The organism is Burkholderia cepacia GG4, from assembly GCF_000292915.1.
GTDB lineage: Bacteria > Pseudomonadota > Gammaproteobacteria > Burkholderiales > Burkholderiaceae > Burkholderia > Burkholderia cepacia_D.
Genome location: NC_018513.1, coordinates 1171209 through 1189833, shown reverse-complemented (window position 1 = coordinate 1189833; position 18625 = coordinate 1171209). Strand labels below are relative to the sequence as shown.

Here is an 18625-nt window from a genome sequence, read left to right as displayed (position 1 = left end):
CAGAATCCGATGAGGAACGAGGCTCATGTCCCACCTGTCCGCGGCCGCACGCGCACGCACCGGCCTGCTTCGACCGTTGCGCGCGCCGCTCTGCGCGTTGACGCTTGCCACGCTTCTCGCCGCCTGCGCGATGCCGACCCACCCCGATTCCGCCGCCCGCGCGCCCGACCCGTACAACCCCGCTGCCGTGCAGCTGCTCGACGACACGAGCTGGGAGCTCACGAGCTGGCTGAATGCCGACGGCACGCAGCGCGCGATTCCGCACGGCGACAACGGCGAGCCGATCAAGCTCGCGCTGTCCACCGAATCGGGCATCCGGCGCGCAAGCGGCTTTTCGGGCTGCAACCGCTATATGGGAACCTACGCGCTCAAGAACGGCTTGCTGAGCTTCGGGCCGCTCGCCGGCACCCGCATGGCGTGCCCGAACGCGCTCGGCGGCGAACTCGAACACGCGTACCTCGATGCGCTCGCCCACATCGAGAAGACCGGTGTGCAGATGCGCGAGCCGCAGCAATTGCAGATCGTGACCGAAGCCGGCGCGACGCTGACCTTCACGCGCCGGAGCCCCTGATGCAGCGCGCGGGCGAAGGCCGACCGGCCGTCTTCGCCGCGCCCGGATAGCGGACGCACGCGTCCGTCGGCCTGAACGCGCATCGATGCGCTCAGGCTGCCTTAGAGTCCTGTTCGTCGGCCGGTTAAACTCGGCGGGTCGCGCACCGCGCTCCCCGCCCTCTTCCTGTTTCATCAAAGCATGCACACGGTTGTCTTCGGCTGGTTCGGCATCTCCGCCGTCTGGTTCCTCCTTCTCTTCTGGCGTCTCGTTCAGGCGATGCTGCCCGGCGGCGGCGGGCTCGCCGGCCGCGGCTCGATTCGCCTGTGGCTCGGCTTCGCGGCCGTGTTCATTGCCAGCTGCACGCTGACGAGCCCGCTGTCGGGCCCCGACACGAACGCGCTCGGCCATGCGTTCTCGACCGGCTTCGCGCACGTGCTCGGCCCGATCGGCACGCCGGTCGCGATGGTCGTGCTGTTGTTCGCGGGGCTGCCGTGGCTGAGCGGCATCGGCTGGCGGCAGTTCGCCGCGTGGGTCGACACATCGTTCGGCGTCAAGCTGGCGCGCGACGTCGACGACGACGATGTGCGCGGCGTCGCCGACCTGCCGCGCAGCGCGCTGCATCGCGACGACGACATCGTGCAGCCGACCACCGCGCATACGGTCAATTCGATGGCGCCCCGGCAGAACGGCCGGTATTCGCGCCCGACGCTGTGGAAACCCGACCCGCAGGCCCGGCCGAAGCCGCGCAGCACGACCGCTCCGCGTCCGCACGCGGAACCCGTCGCCCCGTCGGGCTGGCTGAAACCGACGCCGGCCAATCGCATGCCGCCGGTACCGCCCACACCGGGCCCGGTGAGCGCGATGCCGCCCCCGACGACCGGCAGTACTGCCAGCCTCGCGCGCGCCGCGGCGAACGCACAGGTGGCGCGCCCCGACCCGGCCCCGCTTCCGGCCGGATTCGAACCCGTTCGGCCGCGGCCGACCGCCGTGCGACCGGCTGCTGCCGCACTGAAGCAGCCGGCTGCGCCGCGTACCGCGGTCACGCCACGCCCGGTCGGCGCGACGCCGCCGCGCACGCCGGTGCGCCCGGCTACCGGAACAGGTGGCGCCGGCCAGTCGCAGGATGCGGCACGACGCCGTCCTGCGCCGCCGGCACCCGCACGCGCCCCGCTCTACGCGTGGGTGCAGCAGCCCACGGAACCGATCACGCCGGCGCCGAGCGTTCACGACACGCTGCGCTCGATCGAGGCCAGTACCGCGCAGTGGGCGACGCTGGACGGCGCCAGGCCGACCGACGCGTCGCGTACGGTCGCCGCGGCCGCGACCGTGGCCGGTGCGGCTGCAGCGGTAGGCAGCGTGGCCGCGTCTGCGTCGACGGCCGTGCCGGCCGGATTCGTTTCGGATGCGCATCCGTTCGCGTCCCATGGCACCGGTCGCCCGGACGAACACGATGCCGCATCGGCATACGACGACACCGCACCGATCGTGCTGGACGCCTTCATGCCCGCCGCGCCGAGCGTGCACGCTCCGGTTGCCGAGACCGGCGCGCCGGTGTTCGGCGCTACCGCATCGCTCGCGCTGCCGGACCTCGGCGCCGATGCGCCGACGCACCATGCGGACGACGACGGCCGACCTGTCACCGATGTCCGTGCCGCGGCTGCATTCGATGCGCCTATCGACTTCGCCCCGTGGGAAGACATCGTCAGCCCGCCGGTTCCCGCGTTCGATTGGTCGCACGACAGCCCGGTTGCCGCGCCGTCGACGGTTGCCGGCGAATCTGCAGGTGCACGCGCGACCGCCGTCCCGCCTTCGGCCGCCGTCACACAGGTGGAAAACGAGACGGTTCGCCGCTTCGATGCGAACGTAGCGGCCACGTCCGCCGACGTCGTCGATCGGTACGCGCCACAACCTGCGCCCTCCGCCCCCGCATCCCTGCCGGACGATGCGGTGTGGAGCACTCGCGCAACCGTGGGCAGCATGGAGCCCGTCGCGCAGACCGCTCCGACCATGCCCCTCCCCGCTTCGTCGCGCGCCGAAACGACGACGCGCGGCCTTGCCGACGCGATGCCCGTTGCGGCAGCGACGGCGGCTGCGGCGACACTGGCCGCATCGCATGCGGCCGTGGCCCCCGCTGTGACGGGAACGGCCGCGAATGCAGCAGCAAAGAACACCGTTGAAGCCGCACCGTCGTCCGCAGGCACGCAACACGCGACGACGCCGGCACCAGACTCGGCGCCGGCGGCTTCCGCGAATGCCGTTGCGTCCGCGCCGTGGTCAAAGCCGTCGTCGGCTCAATCATTCGGTGACGCGCAGACAGTGTCGGCCACCAGCGCGTCGTCGCCCGTCGGCACCGCGCCCGGTTCGGTTGCGCCGACACCCGCACCGACACCGGCAAACACATCGAACAGCGCCGTTGGTGCGACGCAGCCTTCGTTCGCCGGCGTGACGAACACGGCTTCCGGTTCGCAGTCGCAACCGGCCGCGTCGGCATCGCCCGTTGCATCGGTTGCACCGTCCGGGGTTGCAGGCACTGCACATGGTTCCAGCGATCGCATGCCGGCTGCCGCATCGTCGACGATCGGCGCTACGGGTCCGGTATCCGGCACGGTCACGCCATCGCCGGCACCGACGACGCCGGTCCAGACGCCCGCGACTGGCGCCTCCGCCCTGCCCACCGCGCAGCCTTCCTCGCTCGCGGCGACTGCAGCAGTGGCAACGACTGTCCCGACGCCCGCGATTGGCGCCTCCGCCCTGCCCGCCGCGCAGCCTTCCTCGCTCGCGGCGACTGCAGCAGCGGCAACGACTGTCCCGACGCCTGCGACTGGCGCCTCCGCCCTGCCCACCGCGCCGCCTTCCTCGCTCGCGGCGACTGCAGCAGCGGCAACGACTGTCCCGACGCCTGCGACTGGCGCCTCCGGTTTTGCTGCGGCACAGCCATTCGCATCCGCGCCAACCACCGCGACAGCGACTTCTGTCCCGACGTCTGCGACGAGCGCTTCCGGTCCGACCACGGCGCAGCCTTTCGGGGCGACACCGACCGCAGCGGCCGCGACGTCTGCCCCGACGCCTTCGATTGGCGCATCCGGGCCGACTATCGCGCAGCCTTACGCGACCACGCCGACCGTGACTGGCGCCACCGGCTCCGCCTCGGCCGGCACGACCTTCAGCGCGACCGCGTCGCAACCGACGGCAAGCAAGCCGATGCCACCTGCCGCAACGTCTTCCGCACCGTCGGGTATCGCATTTGCCGCGACGACGACCGGATCGGCCACGGCTTCGGCAGCACCGCCGCCCCGCATGCCTGACACCGCGACGATCGGCGGGCCGGCCGTGCCGACCGGCGTTGCGCAAGCAGCAACCGGCACCCTGCCAGCCGCTGCCGTCGTCACGGCGCCGTCCTCCGGCGCACGCGCTCCGCTGAGCACGAACGCGGCCGCTTCACCCGCCGCGTTCGGCGGCACGCCCGCCCAGACGAGTGCCGCGCTCGCCTCCACCGCCGCAACCACGGCGGCGACGTCGGCGACCGCGTCCCTGGCTTCCGCTGCCGCGACGCTGTCAGCATTGCCGACCTTCTCCGTTCCGCGCGCATCGATGGACACGGCAGCACCGGCGACCACGCCCGCACCCGCGACGCGGGCCCAGTCGTTCGCGACGCCGCCGGCGCCTGCCGCTTCGCCGGCGACCTGGTCGATGTCCGGTACCGGCGCAACGCCCGCGACAGCCGGCATCGCCGCACCGGCCGTCACGACCGCGCCGCTCCCGGCTGCCACACTCGCCGACGCGCACCTGCCGCCGGCGACCGATCCCGCCGCCGCCGCGGAACCGAGCGCGCCGGCCCCCGACGCATCGGCCGCACCGGCACGCCCGCCGCGCCCGAACGCGTTCGAATTCCACGCACCCGCGTCGTTCAACGTCGAACTGCCGACGCTCGACCTGCTCGAGCCCGCGTCCGGCGACATCGAGACAATCACCGAAGAACACCTCGCGCAGACCGGCCAGGTGATCGAACAGCGCCTGCAGGAGTTCAAGGTGCCGGTGACGGTAGTCGGCGCATCGGCGGGCCCGGTGATCACGCGCTTCGAGATCGAGCCCGCACTCGGCGTGCGCGGCAGCCAGATCGTCGGCCTGATGAAAGACCTGTCGCGCGGCCTCGGCCTCACGTCGATCCGCGTCGTCGAGACGATTCCCGGCAAGACCTGCATGGGTCTCGAACTGCCGAATGCGAAACGGCAGATGATCCGCCTGTCGGAGATCCTCGAATCGCGCCAGTACCAGCACTCGACGTCGCAGCTGACGATCGCGATGGGCAAGGACATCACTGGCCACCCGGTCGTCACCGATCTCGCGAAGGCGCCGCACATGCTGGTCGCGGGCACGACGGGTTCGGGCAAGTCGGTCGCGATCAACGCGATGATCCTGTCGCTGCTGTACAAGGCGACGCCCGAGGACGTGCGGCTCATCATGATCGACCCGAAGATGCTCGAGCTGTCGGTCTACGAAGGCATCCCGCACCTGCTCGCGCCGGTCGTCACCGACATGAAGCTCGCAGCGAACGCACTGAACTGGTGCGTCGGCGAAATGGAAAAGCGCTACCGGCTGATGTCGGCCGTCGGCGTGCGCAACCTCGCGGGCTTCAACCAGAAGATCCGCGACGCCGAGGCGAAGGAAAAGAAGATCGGCAATCCGTTCTCGCTCACGCCCGAGGATCCGGAGCCGCTGTCGAAGCTGCCGCTGATCGTCGTCGTGATCGACGAGCTGGCCGACCTGATGATGGTGGCCGGCAAGAAGATCGAGGAACTGATCGCCCGCCTCGCGCAGAAGGCGCGCGCGGCCGGTATCCACCTGATCCTCGCGACCCAGCGCCCGTCCGTCGACGTGATCACCGGCCTCATCAAGGCGAACATCCCGACGCGCGTCGCGTTCCAGGTATCGTCGAAGATCGACTCGCGCACGATCCTCGACCAGATGGGCGCGGAATCGCTGCTCGGCCAGGGTGACATGCTGTTCCTGCCGCCGGGCACCGGCTACCCGCAGCGCGTGCACGGCGCGTTCGTCGCCGACGAGGAAGTGCACCGGATCGTCGAATACCTGAAGCAGTTCGGCGAGCCGCAGTACGAGGAAGGGATCCTCGACGGCCCGGCCGCCGACGGCGCGACGCAGGACCTGTTCGGCGAAGCGCCCGATGCGGAAGCCGATCCGCTGTACGACGAAGCCGTCGCGTTCGTCGTGCGCACGCGGCGCGCGTCGATTTCGTCGGTGCAGCGGCAGTTGCGCATTGGCTACAACCGCGCCGCGCGCCTGGTCGAGCAGATGGAAGCGGCCGGGCTCGTGTCGCCGATGGGGATCAACGGCAGCCGCGAGGTGCTCGTGCCGGCCGCGGCCGACTGAGCATCGCGGCCGCACGGCCGCCGACGGGCGAAACGGGCGCGCCGCTCAAGCGGCCGCCCAAAACAAAGGGCGCTGCCTCGGCAGCGCCCTTCGTCATTTACTGCGCTACCGGCACCAGCTTGAAATCGACCGGGCTGCCGACCGCCACCTTCTGCGGATTCGGGCCGAGCTGCCCGGTTTCGACATCGCGGCTGAACACGTAGAACGTGTCGCTGTCCTGGTTGCCGACGATCAGCCACTTGCCGGTCGGATCGATCATGAATTCACGCGGCGTCTTGCCGAGGCTCGACTGGCGGCCGACGGTCTTCAGCCGGCCATCGGCCTGGTTCACCGAATAAATCACGAGGTCGTTGACGTCGCCGCGGTTGCTCACGTACAGGAAGCGGCCGTCCGGCGACAGGTGGATCGCGCCGCCGCCGACCTTGCCCTTGAAGCCGGGCGCCGTCATCGGCAGCGTCTCGACCGGCGTCAGCTTGCCGTCGTGGTAGCCGAACACCTCGACCGACGCGTTGAGTTCGCTCGTCACGTACGCGAACCGGCCGTCGGCGCTGAACACCATGTGACGCGGGCCGGAGCCGGCCTTCACGGACGTGTAGCGCGTGTCGGTCGGGCTGATCAGCCCGCGGCTGCCGTCCACCGTGTAGCGGTAGCCGTAGAGCTTGTCCGTGCCGAGGTCCTGCACGAACAGGTAACGGCCATCCGGCGAAAATACGGTCGAGTGCACGTGCGCGCCGTCCTGGCGCCCCTTCACGGGGCCCTTGCCTTCGTGATGCACCGCCAGCACGGCCGCGCCGACCGCGCCGCCGTCGCGGATCGGGAACACCGTGAAGCTGCCGCCCGGATCGGCCGCAACCGAGTAGTTGGCCGTGACGAGGTACTTGCCGTCCGGCGACAGCGCGAGATAGCAAGGATCGTTCCCTTCCGACGACACGCGGTCGATGAACGTGAGCGCACCCGACTTCGCATCGAAGCTGAACGCGCTGACGCCGCCGCGCTGCGTCGCCGGCCCGTTGTCGCCGGGCTGCTCGTTGACCGCGTAAACGGTGCGACCGTCGCGGCTCGGCAACAGGTACGACGGATTCACGGCCTTCGCCGACGACACGGGCACGACGCTGCCCGATTTCGTATCGAAGCGGTACACGTAGATCCCGTCGCTGCCGTGGCCCGTATAGGTGCCGACGAGCAGGTTGTAGACGCCATCGGCCGGTGCCGGCGCTTGCTGAGCGAACGCGTGGGTCGCGGACAGTGAAAGTACGATTGCGAAACCTTTCATCCAGTGAGCGAGCCTAAGCGGGAACCCTCGTGTCGAAGCGTGTGCGTCACGCTCGCATAAACGGTTGGGCATTGAATCCTCCTTGCATCGAGTCGCTTCAAGTGTTGAGATAGGACGAAACGCCGGCCGTTCATGCGCGCCGCCGCCCGGCCGAGTATACGGGGCGCGACGCCGACACGTGAAGAAGCCCGGGCGCCGCAGCCTGCATTGTGAACTCGAATACCCAAGGACCGCTTGCCCATGCCCGCCCTGATCGAAGACTACGCCCTCGTCGGCGACGGCCACACGGCCGCGCTGATTTCAAAAGACGGCTCCGTCGACTGGCTGTGCTGGCCCCGCTTCGATTCGGGCGCCTGTTTCGCGGCGCTGGTCGGCACCCCCGAGCACGGCCGCTGGCTGCTCGCGCCGGCCGCCGACGCCGCGATCACGCACACGACACGCCGCTATCGCGGCGACACGCTGATCCTCGAAACCGATTACGAAAGCGCCGACGGCGCCGTCACCGTGGTCGATTTCATGCCGCCCGGCAACGGCTGGTCGGAACTCGTGCGGATCGTCGTCGGCCGCCATGGCACGATGAAGATGCGCATGGAACTGGTGTTGCGCTTCGACTACGGTTTCTCGATCCCGTGGGTCACGCAGCTGCCCCGCGAGAACGGGGTGAAAGCCATTGCAGGTCCCGATACGGTCGTGCTGCGCACGCCGGTGGCGCTCACCGGCAAGAACCTGCACACGCTCGCGGAATTCACGGTGAGCGCCGACGAGCGCGTGCCGTTCTCGCTCGCCTACGCGGCGTCGCACCTGCGGCTGCCGCCCGAGCGCGATCCGCTGTCGATGCTCGCGCGCACCGAGAACTACTGGCTCGAATGGTCCGGGCGCTGCCAGGTGCAGGGCCGCTACGCGGCCGCCGTGCGCCGGTCGCTGATCACGCTGAAGGCGCTCGCCTACGAGCCGACCGGCGGCATCGTCGCGGCGCCGACCACCTCGCTGCCCGAGAAGATCGGCGGCAACCGGAATTGGGACTACCGCTACTGCTGGCTGCGCGACGCGACGATCACGCTGCTCGCGCTGATGCGCGGCGGCTATTACGACGAAGCGCGCGCGTGGCGCACCTGGCTCGGCCGCGTGATGGCCGGTTCGCCCGAGCAGATCCAGATCATGTACGGGATCGCGGGCGAGCGCCGGCTGCCGGAAATGGAGCTCGACTGGCTGCCCGGCTACCAGGATTCGAAGCCGGTGCGCATCGGCAACGGCGCCGCGAACCAGCTCCAGCTCGACGTGTTCGGCGAGGTGATGGCCGCGCTGCACCTCGCGCGCGTGGGCGGCCTGCAGGCCGACGACACGGTGTGGTCCGTGCAGTGTTCGCTGCTCGACCATCTCGAGAAGATCTGGCAGGAGCCCGACGAGGGCATCTGGGAAACGCGCGGCGGCCGCCGCCACTTCACGTTCTCGAAGGTGATGGCGTGGGTCGCGTTCGATCGCGCGATCAAGTCGGCCGAGATGTTCCGGCTGCCCGCGTCACTGGACCGCTGGCGCGCGCTGCGCGAGCAGATCCACGCGGACGTGTGCGACAACGCGTGGCACGAGGGCAAGCAGGCGTTCACGCAGAGCTACGGCAGCGACGAGCTCGACGCGAGCGTGCTGCTGCTGCCGCTGCTCGGCTTCCTGCCGCCGGAAGACCCGCGCATCGTCGGCACGGTCGACGCGGTCGAGCGGGAATTGCTGCACGACGGGCTGGTGATGCGCTACCGCACGACCGAGTACAACGACGGCTTGCCGCCCGGCGAAGGCACGTTCCTCGCGTGCAGCTTCTGGCTGGTCGACAACTACGCGCTGCTTGGCCGGATCGACGACGCGCACCGGCTGTTCAGCCGGCTGCTCGCGCTGTCCAACGACCTCGGGCTGCTCGCCGAGGAATACGACCCGGTCGAGGGTCGGCTCGTCGGCAACTTCCCGCAGGCGTTCTCGCACGTGGCGCTGGTGCATACCGCGATGAACCTGATGCACCACGAAGAGGCAATGGCACGCGCGGTCGGCCAGCCCGCGCCGGCCTTGGCCACGGGGCGCTGACCGGCGGCGGGGGCGGCTTCTTCAGAGAACGTCAATTCGCAAAACTTTGATGAAAAATCGGGGAAATGTTGCATTGCAACACCCATCGTTGTCCGATATGATCGACGCGATTGTCCGGCCGCAGCGCAACATGGCCGGTCGCTGACCCACACGGCACGCCGCGACGCCCCACGCCGCCCCTGCGCACCGTCCCCCAAGCGGGAGTAGTCTGCATGCTTTACCAACTGCACGAATTCCAGCGGGCCATGCTGAGCCCGCTCACGGCCTGGGCCCAGGCCGCCTCCAAGTCGTTCGCCAATCCGTCCAGCCCGTTCTCGCTGATGCCCGGCGCGACGCGGATGGCCGCGGCGTATGAGCTGATGTACCGGCTCGGCAAGGATTACGAGAAGCCCGAATTCAACATTCATCAGATCGTCAAGGACGGCCACAACATCCCGATCGTCGAGCAGACGATCATCGAGAAGCCGTTCTGCCAGCTGCTGCGCTTCAAACGCTATTCGGACGACGCCGATGCCGTCACGCAACTGAAGGACGAGCCGGTCGTGCTGGTCTGCGCGCCGCTGTCGGGCCACCACTCGACGCTGCTGCGCGACACCGTGCGCACGCTCCTGCAGGATCACAAGGTGTACATCACCGACTGGATCGATGCGCGGATGGTGCCGGTCGAGGTCGGCCCGTTCCACCTGCACGACTACATCGCGTACATCCAGGAATTCATCCGCCACATCGGCGCGCGCAACCTGCACGTGATCTCCGTGTGCCAGCCGACGGTGCCGGTGCTCGCGGCGATCTCGCTGATGGCGAGCCGCGGCGAGGACACGCCGCTGACGATGACGATGATGGGCGGCCCGATCGATGCGCGCCGCAGCCCGACGTCGGTCAACTCGCTGGCAACCCAGCACTCCACCGCGTGGTTCGAGAACAACGTGATCCATACGGTGCCCGCGAACTATCCGGGCGAAGGCCGTCAGGTGTATCCGGGCTTCCTGCAGCACACGGGCTTCGTCGCGATGAACCCGGAACGTCACGCGCAATCGCACTGGGACTTCTACCAGAGCCTGCTGCGCGGCGACGAAGACGACGCCGAAGCGCACCGCCGCTTCTACGACGAGTACAACGCGGTGCTCGACATGGCCGCCGAGTATTACCTCGAGACGATCCGCGTCGTGTTCCAGGAATTCCGGCTCGCGGAAGGCACGTGGGATGTCGAAGGCGAGCGCGTGCGTCCGCAGGACATCAAGCACACCGCACTGATGACGATCGAGGGCGAACTCGACGACATCTCGGGCAGCGGCCAGACGCATGTCGCGCACGAGCTGTGCACGGGCATCCCGCAAGACGATCGCCGCAGCCTGACCGCCGAGAAGTGCGGTCACTACGGGATCTTCTCGGGCCGCCGCTGGCGCACGATCATTTATCCGCAACTGCGCGACTTCATCCGCGAGCATGCGCCCGAGCCGAAGAACGGCGCAACGAAGGGGCCCGGCGATGCACCGGCCGTGACGACGCTCGCCGCCGTGCCGGTCAGCAAGCCGCAGCCCGAAGCGACGGCGCGCGCCACCGCCGCGAAGCGCACGCGCGTGAAGGCACCGGCCGCGACGGTCGCGCCGGCCAAGACGGCAACCGCGAAGGCCGCGCCGGCCGCGAAACGCGCGGGCAGCACGCGCGCCAAACCCGTTCGCGCGCGCAAGGCCGCCTGACGCACCGCGTTCCGACGCAAAAACGCCGCCGTTGCTTGCGCACGGCGGCGTTTTTTATCCGGCGGCCGCGGGCGGGCGGCTCATCGGCTCGTCAACTCAGCGTCGCAGCAGATACGCGAGCAGTACCTCGGTGTTCATCCTGACCATCTCGGCGCGCTCGTCGGCTTCGCTGAAGTCGCGGCCGAGCGTCGCGGCGAGCGTGAAGCGGTTCGACACGATGTAGTAGCCGAGTCCCGACAGCGTCACGTAGAAGCGCAGCGGATCGACATCGCTGCGGAACAGCCCGGCCTTCTGGCCGCGCATCAGCACGTTGCCGAGCTTCGCAACGATCGGCGACATCATCTCGCGGATCCGCGTCGACTTGTGCAGGTAGCGCGCCTCGTGCAGGTTCTCGTTGTTGATGAGCCTCAGCAGTTCCGGATGGTCGCGGTAGTAATCCCACACGAAATGTGCGAGCCGCGTGACGGCTTCGACGGGCGCGACGCCATCTAGATCGAGCACGCGCTCGGCCTCGGTCAGCGCGGAGAACGCATGTTCGAGCACAGCCGTAAACAGCTGCTCCTTGCTGCCGAAGTAGTAATAGAGCATGCGCTCGTTGGTTTCGGCCCGGCGCGCGATCTGGTCGACGCGCGCGCCGAACAGCCCTCCACTCGCGAACTCTTCGGCTGCCGCCATCAGGATGCGGCGGCGGGTACCTTCAGGATCTCTTTTGATTTTTGGCTGATTCATGGTGGCGTTTTGCTTTGTGAGCCGCGTGATCCGGACCGGCACCCCCATCGCCTCGGCGCCGGCTGCCCTGGAACGAGCGCGCCGCGTGCGGCCGCCCTCCTGCTGAGCCCCTGCAAAAAAGCGGTTCGATTATGCGCACAGACAGCGTCCAGCGCAATGCGGGAAATCGGCGATAATTGAGCTTTGGCAAACCTTTCCGGCCGCGCCAGACGCGGCCGAGAGCCATTCGGCGCTGCTGCGCCCGTTGTCACCGTGACCGATTCCAAGACCCTCGCAGATCGCATCGAAGATCTGCTGCCCCAGACGCAATGCACGAAGTGCGGCTATAACGGCTGCCGTCCGTACGCCGACGCGATCGCCGCTGGCGACGCGAACTACAACCAGTGCCCGCCCGGCGGCGCCGAAGGCATCGCACGCCTTGCGGGCCTGCTCGGCAAACCCGTGATCCCGCTGAACCCCGTCAACGGCAGCGAGCATCCGCGCGCCGTCGCGTTCATCGACGAAAGCCTGTGCATCGGCTGCACGCTGTGCATGCAGGCGTGCCCGGTCGACGCGATCATCGGCGCACCGAAGCAGATGCACACGATCATCGAATCGCTGTGCACCGGCTGCGACCTGTGCGTGCCGCCGTGCCCGGTCGACTGCATCGCGATGGTGCCCGTGACCGGCGATCGCACCGGCTGGGACGCGTGGTCGCAGGAGCAGGCCGACGCCGCGCGTGAACGCCACGACCGCCGGCTCGCACGCCAGCGTCGCAGTTCGACGTGCGTCACGATGTGAATCAGAGAATTGTCGTGGACATCGATCACCTGTTGAGGCGAGGTAGCATGTTGATGGACATAGACAGATGTGCATATCTTCGCATTCAGCACGGTGACAGAGGCGTTTTCTTCGTGACCCTACTTGATCACGGCGGAAATTGGTGAGTTGGATTGGCGCAGAACCTTCAGTCGTGGACCGAGGGCGATGATCGATTTGTTTTCATTGGTCTGGAGAAATCACATGACATTCATAAACAATTTGGGCGGTTTGGCATTGCTTTTCACTCCCCGCTGGTCCGCCCCTGCGCAAGGACGCAATGGACAGACCCGCAGATCGCCGGATTTGTGGGTACGTCCAACCAGTTCGACATGCAGGCCGGGACCCTGGCGGAAAACAAAACACATACGCAACCCCCCAAAAGCTCAGGAGAGTCAATGGTCACCGATCACACCAAAGTGAACAAATGATCATGTTGCCCGGCGACCAGGCTGAACTTGAAACCCGAAACCATCGCGACGATCGACCCCGTTAAGAAAGAGGGTGACGGAAAAGTCGCCGCGCTCCAGGGGGACAAGGGGCATGCATTCGACAATGCGTAACAAGATCACGAGGTTACCTTTCATCAACAGGTCATTGATCCGATCGACAAGCAGCTGACACCGTCGGCGAAGAACGACGACCGGAACGATCCGTCCGCGCCGCCCGACAAGAACAGTCCATGAACGCCAGCAAACGACGCGCGATCTACGAAACGCTGCAAAGCCTCAATCCACATCCGACCACCGAGCTCGAATACACGACACCGTTCGAGCTGCTGATCGCGGTGATGCTGTCCGCGCAGGCAACCGACGTGTCGGTCAACAAGGCGATGAGGAAGATGTTTCCGGTCGCGAACACCCCGCGACAAATCGTCGCGCTCGGCGAAGAAGGCGTCGCCGACTACATCAAGACGATCGGCCTGTACCGGACCAAGGCGAAGAACGTGATCGCGACGTGCAACATCTTGCTCGAGCGCTACGACGGCGAGGTGCCGGCCGATCGCGAAGCGCTCGAAAGCCTGCCGGGCGTCGGCCGCAAGACCGCTAACGTCGTGCTGAACACCGCGTTCGGCCAGCCGACGATCGCGGTCGACACGCATATCTTCCGCGTCGCGAACCGCACGGGGCTCGCGCCGGGCAAGGACGTGCGGGCCGTCGAAGCCGCGCTCGAGAAGTTCACACCGAAGGAATTCCTGCAGGACGCGCATCATTGGCTGATCCTGCACGGGCGCTATGTATGCAAGGCCCGCAAGCCCGAATGCTGGCACTGCGCGATCGAGCCGCTGTGCGAATTCAGGCCGAAGACGCCGCCACCGAACGAATGAGCGTCAGCCGCGGCTGACCCGCCGCCGGGGCCGCACGGCACCGCCGGCCGGCCACGTTGCGGCGCCGGCCGCTTCCCTTTCCCCGCTATGCGTTGGACGTCGCCGTCGCATCGTCGGCCGCCGCGCCGCCCGCGCGCACGAGCGCCAGCACGGCCGCGAGGATCGCGACGCCGCCGGCCCACTGCAGCGGCGACAGCGCCTCGCCGAACAGCAGCGCCGCGAGCGCGACCGTCACGACCGGTTCGAGCGTCGACAGCATCGACGTGCGCGCGGCCCCCAGCCGCTCGAGCCCGGCGAAGAACGCGAGCATCGCCGTGACCGTCGACACCAGCGCGATCGCGAGCATCGACGCCCAGCCGCCGGCCGTCGCCGGCCAGCGCGGCGGCGCGCCGAATGCAGCGGTCCGCACGATCGCGATCGCGACGAGCGTCGCGGTCGCCGACAGGCAGATGATCGCGGTGGTCGCGAGCGGATCGACGCCGCGCGTCGCCTTCGTGCCGCCGACGATGTACAGGGAATAGATCACCGCGGCGGCCAGCGCGAGCGCGATGCCGAGCGGCTCGCCGTGGCCACCGCCGACCATCAGCGCCGAGCCCGCAACACAGAGCACCAGCGCGACCGCCTTCGCACGCGTGAGGCGCTCGCCGAGCCACCACGCGGCCAGCAGCGTAACGAAGGCCGGATACAGGTACAAGAGCAGCGCGACGAGGCTCGCCTGCGCGTGCTGGAGCGCGCTGAAATAGCAGAACGACTGTCCGACGTAGCCGAGCGCGCCCATCGCCACGAGCGGCGCAAGCGCGCGGCCGCGTGGCCATGCGACACGGCGGTGCCGGGCGATCGCAGCGAGGACCGCGCCGCCGATCGCGAAGCGCACGATCAACAGCCCGAGCACGTCGACGCCGGCGGCATACGCATAGCGGCCGAAGATCGCCATCGCGCCGAACGCGACGGCGGACAGCGCGACATAGAGCGCGCCCTGCAGCGCGGCCGACGGTGAGCGGGTGGTGGCGGACATGACGATACGGCGCGAACGCGACGACGGGAATCGTCGGAGTGTAGCGGCGCGGCGACGCTCAGCCTAGCCCGCGCTTACCCGTTGCGCCGCCCCGCCGCGCAAGCCGCGCCGGCCGACTGCCGCCACCCGCGGCGGCGCCAGCACCGTCCGCCGACCCGGCGTACAATGCCCGACGCGGCATGAGGCCGCCCGAATCACGACGCTTCCCCACCATGTTCAATCCGAGTCGCGACGAAGTCCGTCGCTTTTTCACCGAAACCTGGCGCAAGCAGCGCGCCGGCGAGATCCTGACGCCGCTGGAAGCGATGGCAGCAGACTGGATCGTCGAGCACCCCGAATACCACGCCGACCTCGCGGACGCCGACGGCGCCGCCGCGCGTAATTACACGCCCGAGGAAGGCCGGACCAACCCGTTCCTGCACCTGTCGATGCACCTCGCGATCAGCGAGCAGTTGTCGATCGACCAGCCGCCCGGCATCCGCGCCGCGCACGACAAGCTGGCCGCGAAGCTCGACTCGACCCACGACGCGCAACACGTGATCATGGAATGCCTCGGCGAGACGATCTGGGAAGCGCAGCGCACCGGCACGCCGCCCGATACGGACGCGTACCTGCAGCGCATCCTCCGTCGCGCGTCGCGCGACTGAGCGCCGCGGACAAAAAAATACCCCGCCGTGGCGGGGTATTCTTGCTGCGTGGGCCGGCAAGGCCCGTCGCGCTTACTTCTTGAACACGAGGTCGGTTTCTTTCAGCGACTCGATGTAGGCCGCGATGTCCTTCATGTCGCTGACCGACAGGTTCTGCACCTGCGCCTGCATGATCGCGTTGTTGCGACCGAGCAGCGGGTTCGTCAGCCCCATCTGGTACTGGCGCATCGCCCACACGAGGTAGTCGGCGTGCTGGCCCGCGAGACGCGGATATTCGGCGTTGATCGGCTTGTTCAGCTGCGCGCCGTGGCAGGCCGCGCAGTTGTGCGATTCGACCAGCTCCTTGCCCTTCGTGGTGTCCGCCGCATGCGCGGCACCGATCGCGAGGCCGGCCGCCAGTGCAACCGCCACCGTCTTGAATGCGTTGTTCATGAATGCTCCTGTCCCGCCGGTCAGATCGGCGGCGCGCGCTTTACTTGTAGGGATTGTCCTTCGTGTCGGCCTTCTGGGCGGCGTAGTACGCCGACAGATCCGCGATGTCCTGGTCCGTCAGCGAACCGGCAATCGCGTTCATCGACGGGAAGTGACGATCCTTCTTGCGGTAGGCCTTCAGCGCGTTCTCGAGGTATTGCTGGTTCTGGCCGCCGAGGACGGGCACCCGGTAGACCTCCGGGTACGCTGCGCGGTAATCCTGGATGCCGTGGCAGCCGATGCACATGGCGGCCTTGCTCGCCCCGTCCTTCGGGTTGCCGACCACACCGGCCGCCTGCGCGCTGCCCGCGAGCGCCACGAGCGCTGCGACAACGACGTGTTTGCCGACGAATTTGTTCATAGCTCTTGTAACCTAGCTTGAGGGGAAACTGGCGCCGAAGCGGCAACGGCCCGCGCCGTTTTGCTGATCGGATCGCCACGCAGGCCAAAAAAAACGGCCAGATTGTACCGCGCCGGCGGGGAATGCGTCCATACGGCGCCCCGGTTGGTCCCGCCGCAGCCCCGCAACGATACGCGGGCCCGGCCCAACCGGACAGCCCTTCTGACTTATACTGGGTTTTTTTGCGATTAAGAAGAGCGCCGCCATGCGTTTCGAAGGATCCTCGCACTACGTCGCCACCGACGATCTGAAGCTCGCGGTCAACGCCGCACTGACGCTGCAACGCCCACTGCTGATCAAGGGCGAGCCCGGCACCGGCAAGACCATGCTCGCCGAGGAAGTGGCCGCCGCGCTCGACATGCCGCTGTTGCAGTGGCACATCAAGTCGACGACGAAGGCGCAGCAGGGCCTGTACGAATACGACGCGGTGTCGCGGCTGCGCGACTCGCAGCTCGGCGACGCGCGCGTGAAGGACATCTCGAACTACATCGTGAAGGGCGTGCTGTGGCAGGCGTTCGATGCCGAACACCCGAGCGTGCTGCTGATCGACGAGATCGACAAGGCCGACATCGAATTCCCGAACGACCTGCTGCGCGAGCTCGACCGGATGGAATTCCACGTGTACGAGACGCGCGAGACCGTGCGCGCGAAGCATCGCCCGCTCGTCATCATCACGTCGAACAACGAGAAGGAACTGCCCGACGCGTTCCTGCGCCGCTGCTTCTTCCACTACATCCAGTTTCCCGACCCGGCGACGATGCAGAAGATCGTCGCGGTCCACTTCCCGAACATTCGCGAGGAGTTGCTGCACGCGGCGCTCGAGAGTTTCTTCGAGTTGCGCAGCGTGTCGGGGCTGAAGAAGAAGCCGTCGACGTCCGAACTGCTCGACTGGCTGAAGCTGCTGCTCGCCGAGAACATCCCCGCCGACGCGCTGCGCGGCGTCGACGCGAAGCAGATCGTGCCGCCGCTCGCGGGCGCGCTGCTGAAGAACGAGCAGGACCTGAGCCTGCTCGAGCGGCTCGTCTACATGAACCGGCACAACCGGTAACCCCACCCGCGAAGGCCCGGCCATGCTGCTCAGTTTCTTCTACGCGCTGCGCGCAGCCAAGCTGCCCGTCTCGGTGAAGGAATACCTGACGCTGCTCGAATCGCTGAAGGCCGGGCTGATCTCGCCGTCGATCGACGCGTTCTACTTCCTCGCGCGGATGACGCTCGTCAAGGACGAGCAGTACTTCGACAAGTTCGACCAGGCGTTCGGCGCGTATTTCCACGGCGTGTCCGCACTGCCGACCGAAGCGTTCGACATCCCGCTCGACTGGCTCGAGAAGCGCCTCGAGCGCGAGCTGTCGCCGGAGGAGAAGGCGCAGATCGAAGCGATGGGCGGGCTCGACAAGCTGATGGAGCGGCTGAAGGAACTGCTCGACGAGCAGAAGGAGCGCCACGAAGGCGGCAACAAGTGGATCGGCACGGGCGGCACCTCGCCGTTCGGTCATGGCGGCTACAACCCGGAAGGCGTGCGCATCGGCGGCCCGTCGAACGGCAACCGCACCGCGGTGAAGGTGTGGGAAGCGCGCGCGTACCGCGACTACGACGACTCGGTCGAGATCGGCACGCGCAACATCAAGGTCGCGCTGCGGCGCCTGCGCCGCTTCGCGCGCGAAGGCGCGGCCGAGGAACTCGACCTGCCCGGCACGATCCGCAGCACGGCGGCGAACGCCGGCTGGCTCGACCTGCGGATGGTGCCCGAGCGCCACAACAACGTGAAGGTGCTGATGCTGCTCGACGTCGGCGGCTCGATGGACGATCACATCAAGCGCACCGAAGAGCTGTTCTCGGCCGCGAAGGCCGAGTTCAAGCACCTCGAGTTCTACTACTTCCACAACTGCGTGTACGACCACCTGTGGAAGAACAACCGCCGCCGTCACGCGGAGCGCACCGCGACGTGGGACGTGCTGCACAAGTTCACGCCCGACTACAAGCTGATCTTCGTCGGCGACGCGACGATGAGCCCGTACGAGGTACTGCAACCCGGCGGCTCGGTCGAATACAACAACCCGGAAGCCGGCGCCGTGTGGCTGCGCCGCCTCGCCGACCAGTTCCCCCATCATGCATGGCTGAACCCCGAGCCCGAGCGGCTATGGGAATACCGGCAATCGGTCGCGGTGATCCGCGACCTGCTGGGCCAGCGCATGTATCCACTGACGCTCGCGGGCCTCGAAGCCGCGATGCGCGCACTCAGCAAGTAACGAACCCA

General features: G+C 67.9%; 15 protein-coding genes and 1 pseudogene. 10 read left to right on the top strand and 6 right to left on the bottom strand.

The features are described from left to right. Positions 1-25: 25 nt before the first annotated feature. Positions 26-571, top strand: coding sequence for an META domain-containing protein (locus GEM_RS05385; protein WP_014896432.1), 546 nt, complete (start codon positions 26-28; stop codon positions 569-571). A gap of 251 nt (positions 572-822) precedes the next feature. On the opposite strand, the gene GEM_RS32140 is transcribed toward GEM_RS05385, so the two are convergent. Beyond that, positions 823-1377, bottom strand: a complete 555-nt coding sequence (locus GEM_RS32140; RefSeq protein ID WP_272148384.1) for a hypothetical protein — start codon at positions 1375-1377, stop codon at positions 823-825. Between GEM_RS32140 and GEM_RS05380 the strand changes: the two genes are divergently transcribed. Beyond that, entirely contained in the window at positions 1376-5941 is a 4566-nt protein-coding gene (locus tag GEM_RS05380) for a DNA translocase FtsK (protein WP_420358930.1), read from the top strand. The two genes, GEM_RS32140 and GEM_RS05380, sit on opposite strands and share 2 nt — an antisense overlap. A 97-nt stretch (positions 5942-6038) precedes the next feature. On the opposite strand, the gene GEM_RS05375 is transcribed toward GEM_RS05380, so the two are convergent. Further along, positions 6039-7286 carry a lactonase family protein gene (locus GEM_RS05375; protein WP_014896430.1) on the bottom strand — a complete coding sequence of 416 codons (1248 nt, stop codon included), beginning with the start codon at positions 7284-7286 and terminating at the stop codon, positions 6039-6041. Between the two features lie 168 nt (positions 7287-7454). Here GEM_RS05375 and GEM_RS05370 point away from each other — a divergent pair, with 168 nt between their 5' ends. Both GEM_RS05370 and GEM_RS05365 read left to right on the top strand, forming a co-directional pair. Beyond that, the gene (locus GEM_RS05370) at positions 7455-9284 is read left to right on the top strand and encodes a glycoside hydrolase family 15 protein (RefSeq protein WP_014896429.1); all 1830 of its coding nucleotides are present in this window, start codon (positions 7455-7457) and stop codon (positions 9282-9284) included. 212 nt (positions 9285-9496) lie between these two features. After that, positions 9497-10984 carry a polyhydroxyalkanoate depolymerase gene (locus GEM_RS05365; protein WP_014896428.1) on the top strand — a complete coding sequence of 496 codons (1488 nt, stop codon included), beginning with the start codon at positions 9497-9499 and terminating at the stop codon, positions 10982-10984. Positions 10985-11080: 96 nt separating this feature from the next. Here the strand turns inward: GEM_RS05365 and GEM_RS05360 are convergent, their stop codons facing one another. Beyond that, the gene (locus GEM_RS05360) at positions 11081-11713 is read right to left on the bottom strand and encodes a TetR family transcriptional regulator (RefSeq protein ID WP_041490613.1); all 633 of its coding nucleotides are present in this window, start codon (positions 11711-11713) and stop codon (positions 11081-11083) included. Positions 11714-11896: 183 nt separating this feature from the next. Between GEM_RS05360 and rsxB the strand changes: the two are divergent. The 3 genes and pseudogenes from rsxB to nth all read left to right on the top strand — a co-directional run. Then, positions 11897-12469 (top strand): annotated as a pseudogene (gene rsxB / locus GEM_RS05355) (electron transport complex subunit RsxB); the annotation flags it as partial. Between the two features lie 176 nt (positions 12470-12645). Continuing rightward, the gene (locus GEM_RS32135; RefSeq protein WP_272148345.1) at positions 12646-12942 is read left to right on the top strand and encodes a DUF4142 domain-containing protein; all 297 of its coding nucleotides are present in this window, start codon (positions 12646-12648) and stop codon (positions 12940-12942) included. Between the two features lie 251 nt (positions 12943-13193). After that, positions 13194-13838 carry an endonuclease III gene (nth, locus tag GEM_RS05350; protein ID WP_014896425.1) on the top strand — a complete coding sequence of 215 codons (645 nt, stop codon included), beginning with the start codon at positions 13194-13196 and terminating at the stop codon, positions 13836-13838. A gap of 85 nt (positions 13839-13923) precedes the next feature. Here nth and GEM_RS05345 read toward each other — a convergent pair whose 3' ends face one another. Continuing rightward, on the bottom strand, positions 13924-14853 hold the full coding sequence (locus tag GEM_RS05345; protein WP_014896424.1) for a DMT family transporter: 930 nt from the start codon (positions 14851-14853) through the stop codon (positions 13924-13926). A 179-nt stretch (positions 14854-15032) separates the two neighbouring features. Between GEM_RS05345 and GEM_RS05340 the strand changes: the two genes are divergently transcribed. After that, complete coding sequence (locus tag GEM_RS05340; RefSeq protein WP_420358927.1) at positions 15033-15500, top strand: DUF1841 family protein; 468 nt, start codon at positions 15033-15035, stop codon at positions 15498-15500. A gap of 72 nt (positions 15501-15572) precedes the next feature. Here GEM_RS05340 and GEM_RS05335 read toward each other — a convergent pair whose 3' ends face one another. Then, on the bottom strand, positions 15573-15932 hold the full coding sequence (locus tag GEM_RS05335; protein WP_014896422.1) for a c-type cytochrome: 360 nt from the start codon (positions 15930-15932) through the stop codon (positions 15573-15575). Positions 15933-15972: 40 nt separating this feature from the next. Further along, on the bottom strand, positions 15973-16332 hold the full coding sequence (locus tag GEM_RS05330) for a c-type cytochrome (protein ID WP_006478192.1): 360 nt from the start codon (positions 16330-16332) through the stop codon (positions 15973-15975). A gap of 244 nt (positions 16333-16576) precedes the next feature. Here GEM_RS05330 and GEM_RS05325 point away from each other — a divergent pair, with 244 nt between their 5' ends. After that, a complete protein-coding gene (locus GEM_RS05325) occupies positions 16577-17419 on the top strand; it encodes an AAA family ATPase (protein WP_014896421.1) in 843 nt (280 codons plus the stop codon). A 22-nt stretch (positions 17420-17441) separates the two neighbouring features. After that, the gene (locus tag GEM_RS05320; RefSeq protein WP_014896420.1) at positions 17442-18617 is read left to right on the top strand and encodes a vWA domain-containing protein; all 1176 of its coding nucleotides are present in this window, start codon (positions 17442-17444) and stop codon (positions 18615-18617) included. The last annotated feature ends 8 nt before the right edge of the window (positions 18618-18625 follow it).

Coding starts and splice junctions, on each gene's coding strand:
- GEM_RS05335 (WP_014896422.1), bottom strand. CDS start 15,932: ATGAACAACGCATTCAAGACGGTGGCGGTTGCACTGGCGGCCGGCCTC.
- GEM_RS05385 (WP_014896432.1), top strand. CDS start 26: ATGTCCCACCTGTCCGCGGCCGCACGCGCACGCACCGGCCTGCTTCGA.
- GEM_RS05360 (WP_041490613.1), bottom strand. CDS start 11,713: ATGAATCAGCCAAAAATCAAAAGAGATCCTGAAGGTACCCGCCGCCGC.
- GEM_RS05340 (WP_420358927.1), top strand. CDS start 15,033: ATGAGGCCGCCCGAATCACGACGCTTCCCCACCATGTTCAATCCGAGT.
- GEM_RS05375 (WP_014896430.1), bottom strand. CDS start 7,286: ATGCCCAACCGTTTATGCGAGCGTGACGCACACGCTTCGACACGAGGG.
- GEM_RS05370 (WP_014896429.1), top strand. CDS start 7,455: ATGCCCGCCCTGATCGAAGACTACGCCCTCGTCGGCGACGGCCACACG.
- GEM_RS05325 (WP_014896421.1), top strand. CDS start 16,577: ATGCGTTTCGAAGGATCCTCGCACTACGTCGCCACCGACGATCTGAAG.
- GEM_RS05330 (WP_006478192.1), bottom strand. CDS start 16,332: ATGAACAAATTCGTCGGCAAACACGTCGTTGTCGCAGCGCTCGTGGCG.
- GEM_RS32140 (WP_272148384.1), bottom strand. CDS start 1,377: ATGCGATTGGCCGGCGTCGGTTTCAGCCAGCCCGACGGGGCGACGGGT.
- nth (WP_014896425.1), top strand. CDS start 13,194: ATGAACGCCAGCAAACGACGCGCGATCTACGAAACGCTGCAAAGCCTC.
- GEM_RS05365 (WP_014896428.1), top strand. CDS start 9,497: ATGCTTTACCAACTGCACGAATTCCAGCGGGCCATGCTGAGCCCGCTC.
- GEM_RS05320 (WP_014896420.1), top strand. CDS start 17,442: ATGCTGCTCAGTTTCTTCTACGCGCTGCGCGCAGCCAAGCTGCCCGTC.
- GEM_RS05345 (WP_014896424.1), bottom strand. CDS start 14,853: ATGTCCGCCACCACCCGCTCACCGTCGGCCGCGCTGCAGGGCGCGCTC.
- GEM_RS05380 (WP_420358930.1), top strand. CDS start 1,376: ATGCCGCCGGTACCGCCCACACCGGGCCCGGTGAGCGCGATGCCGCCC.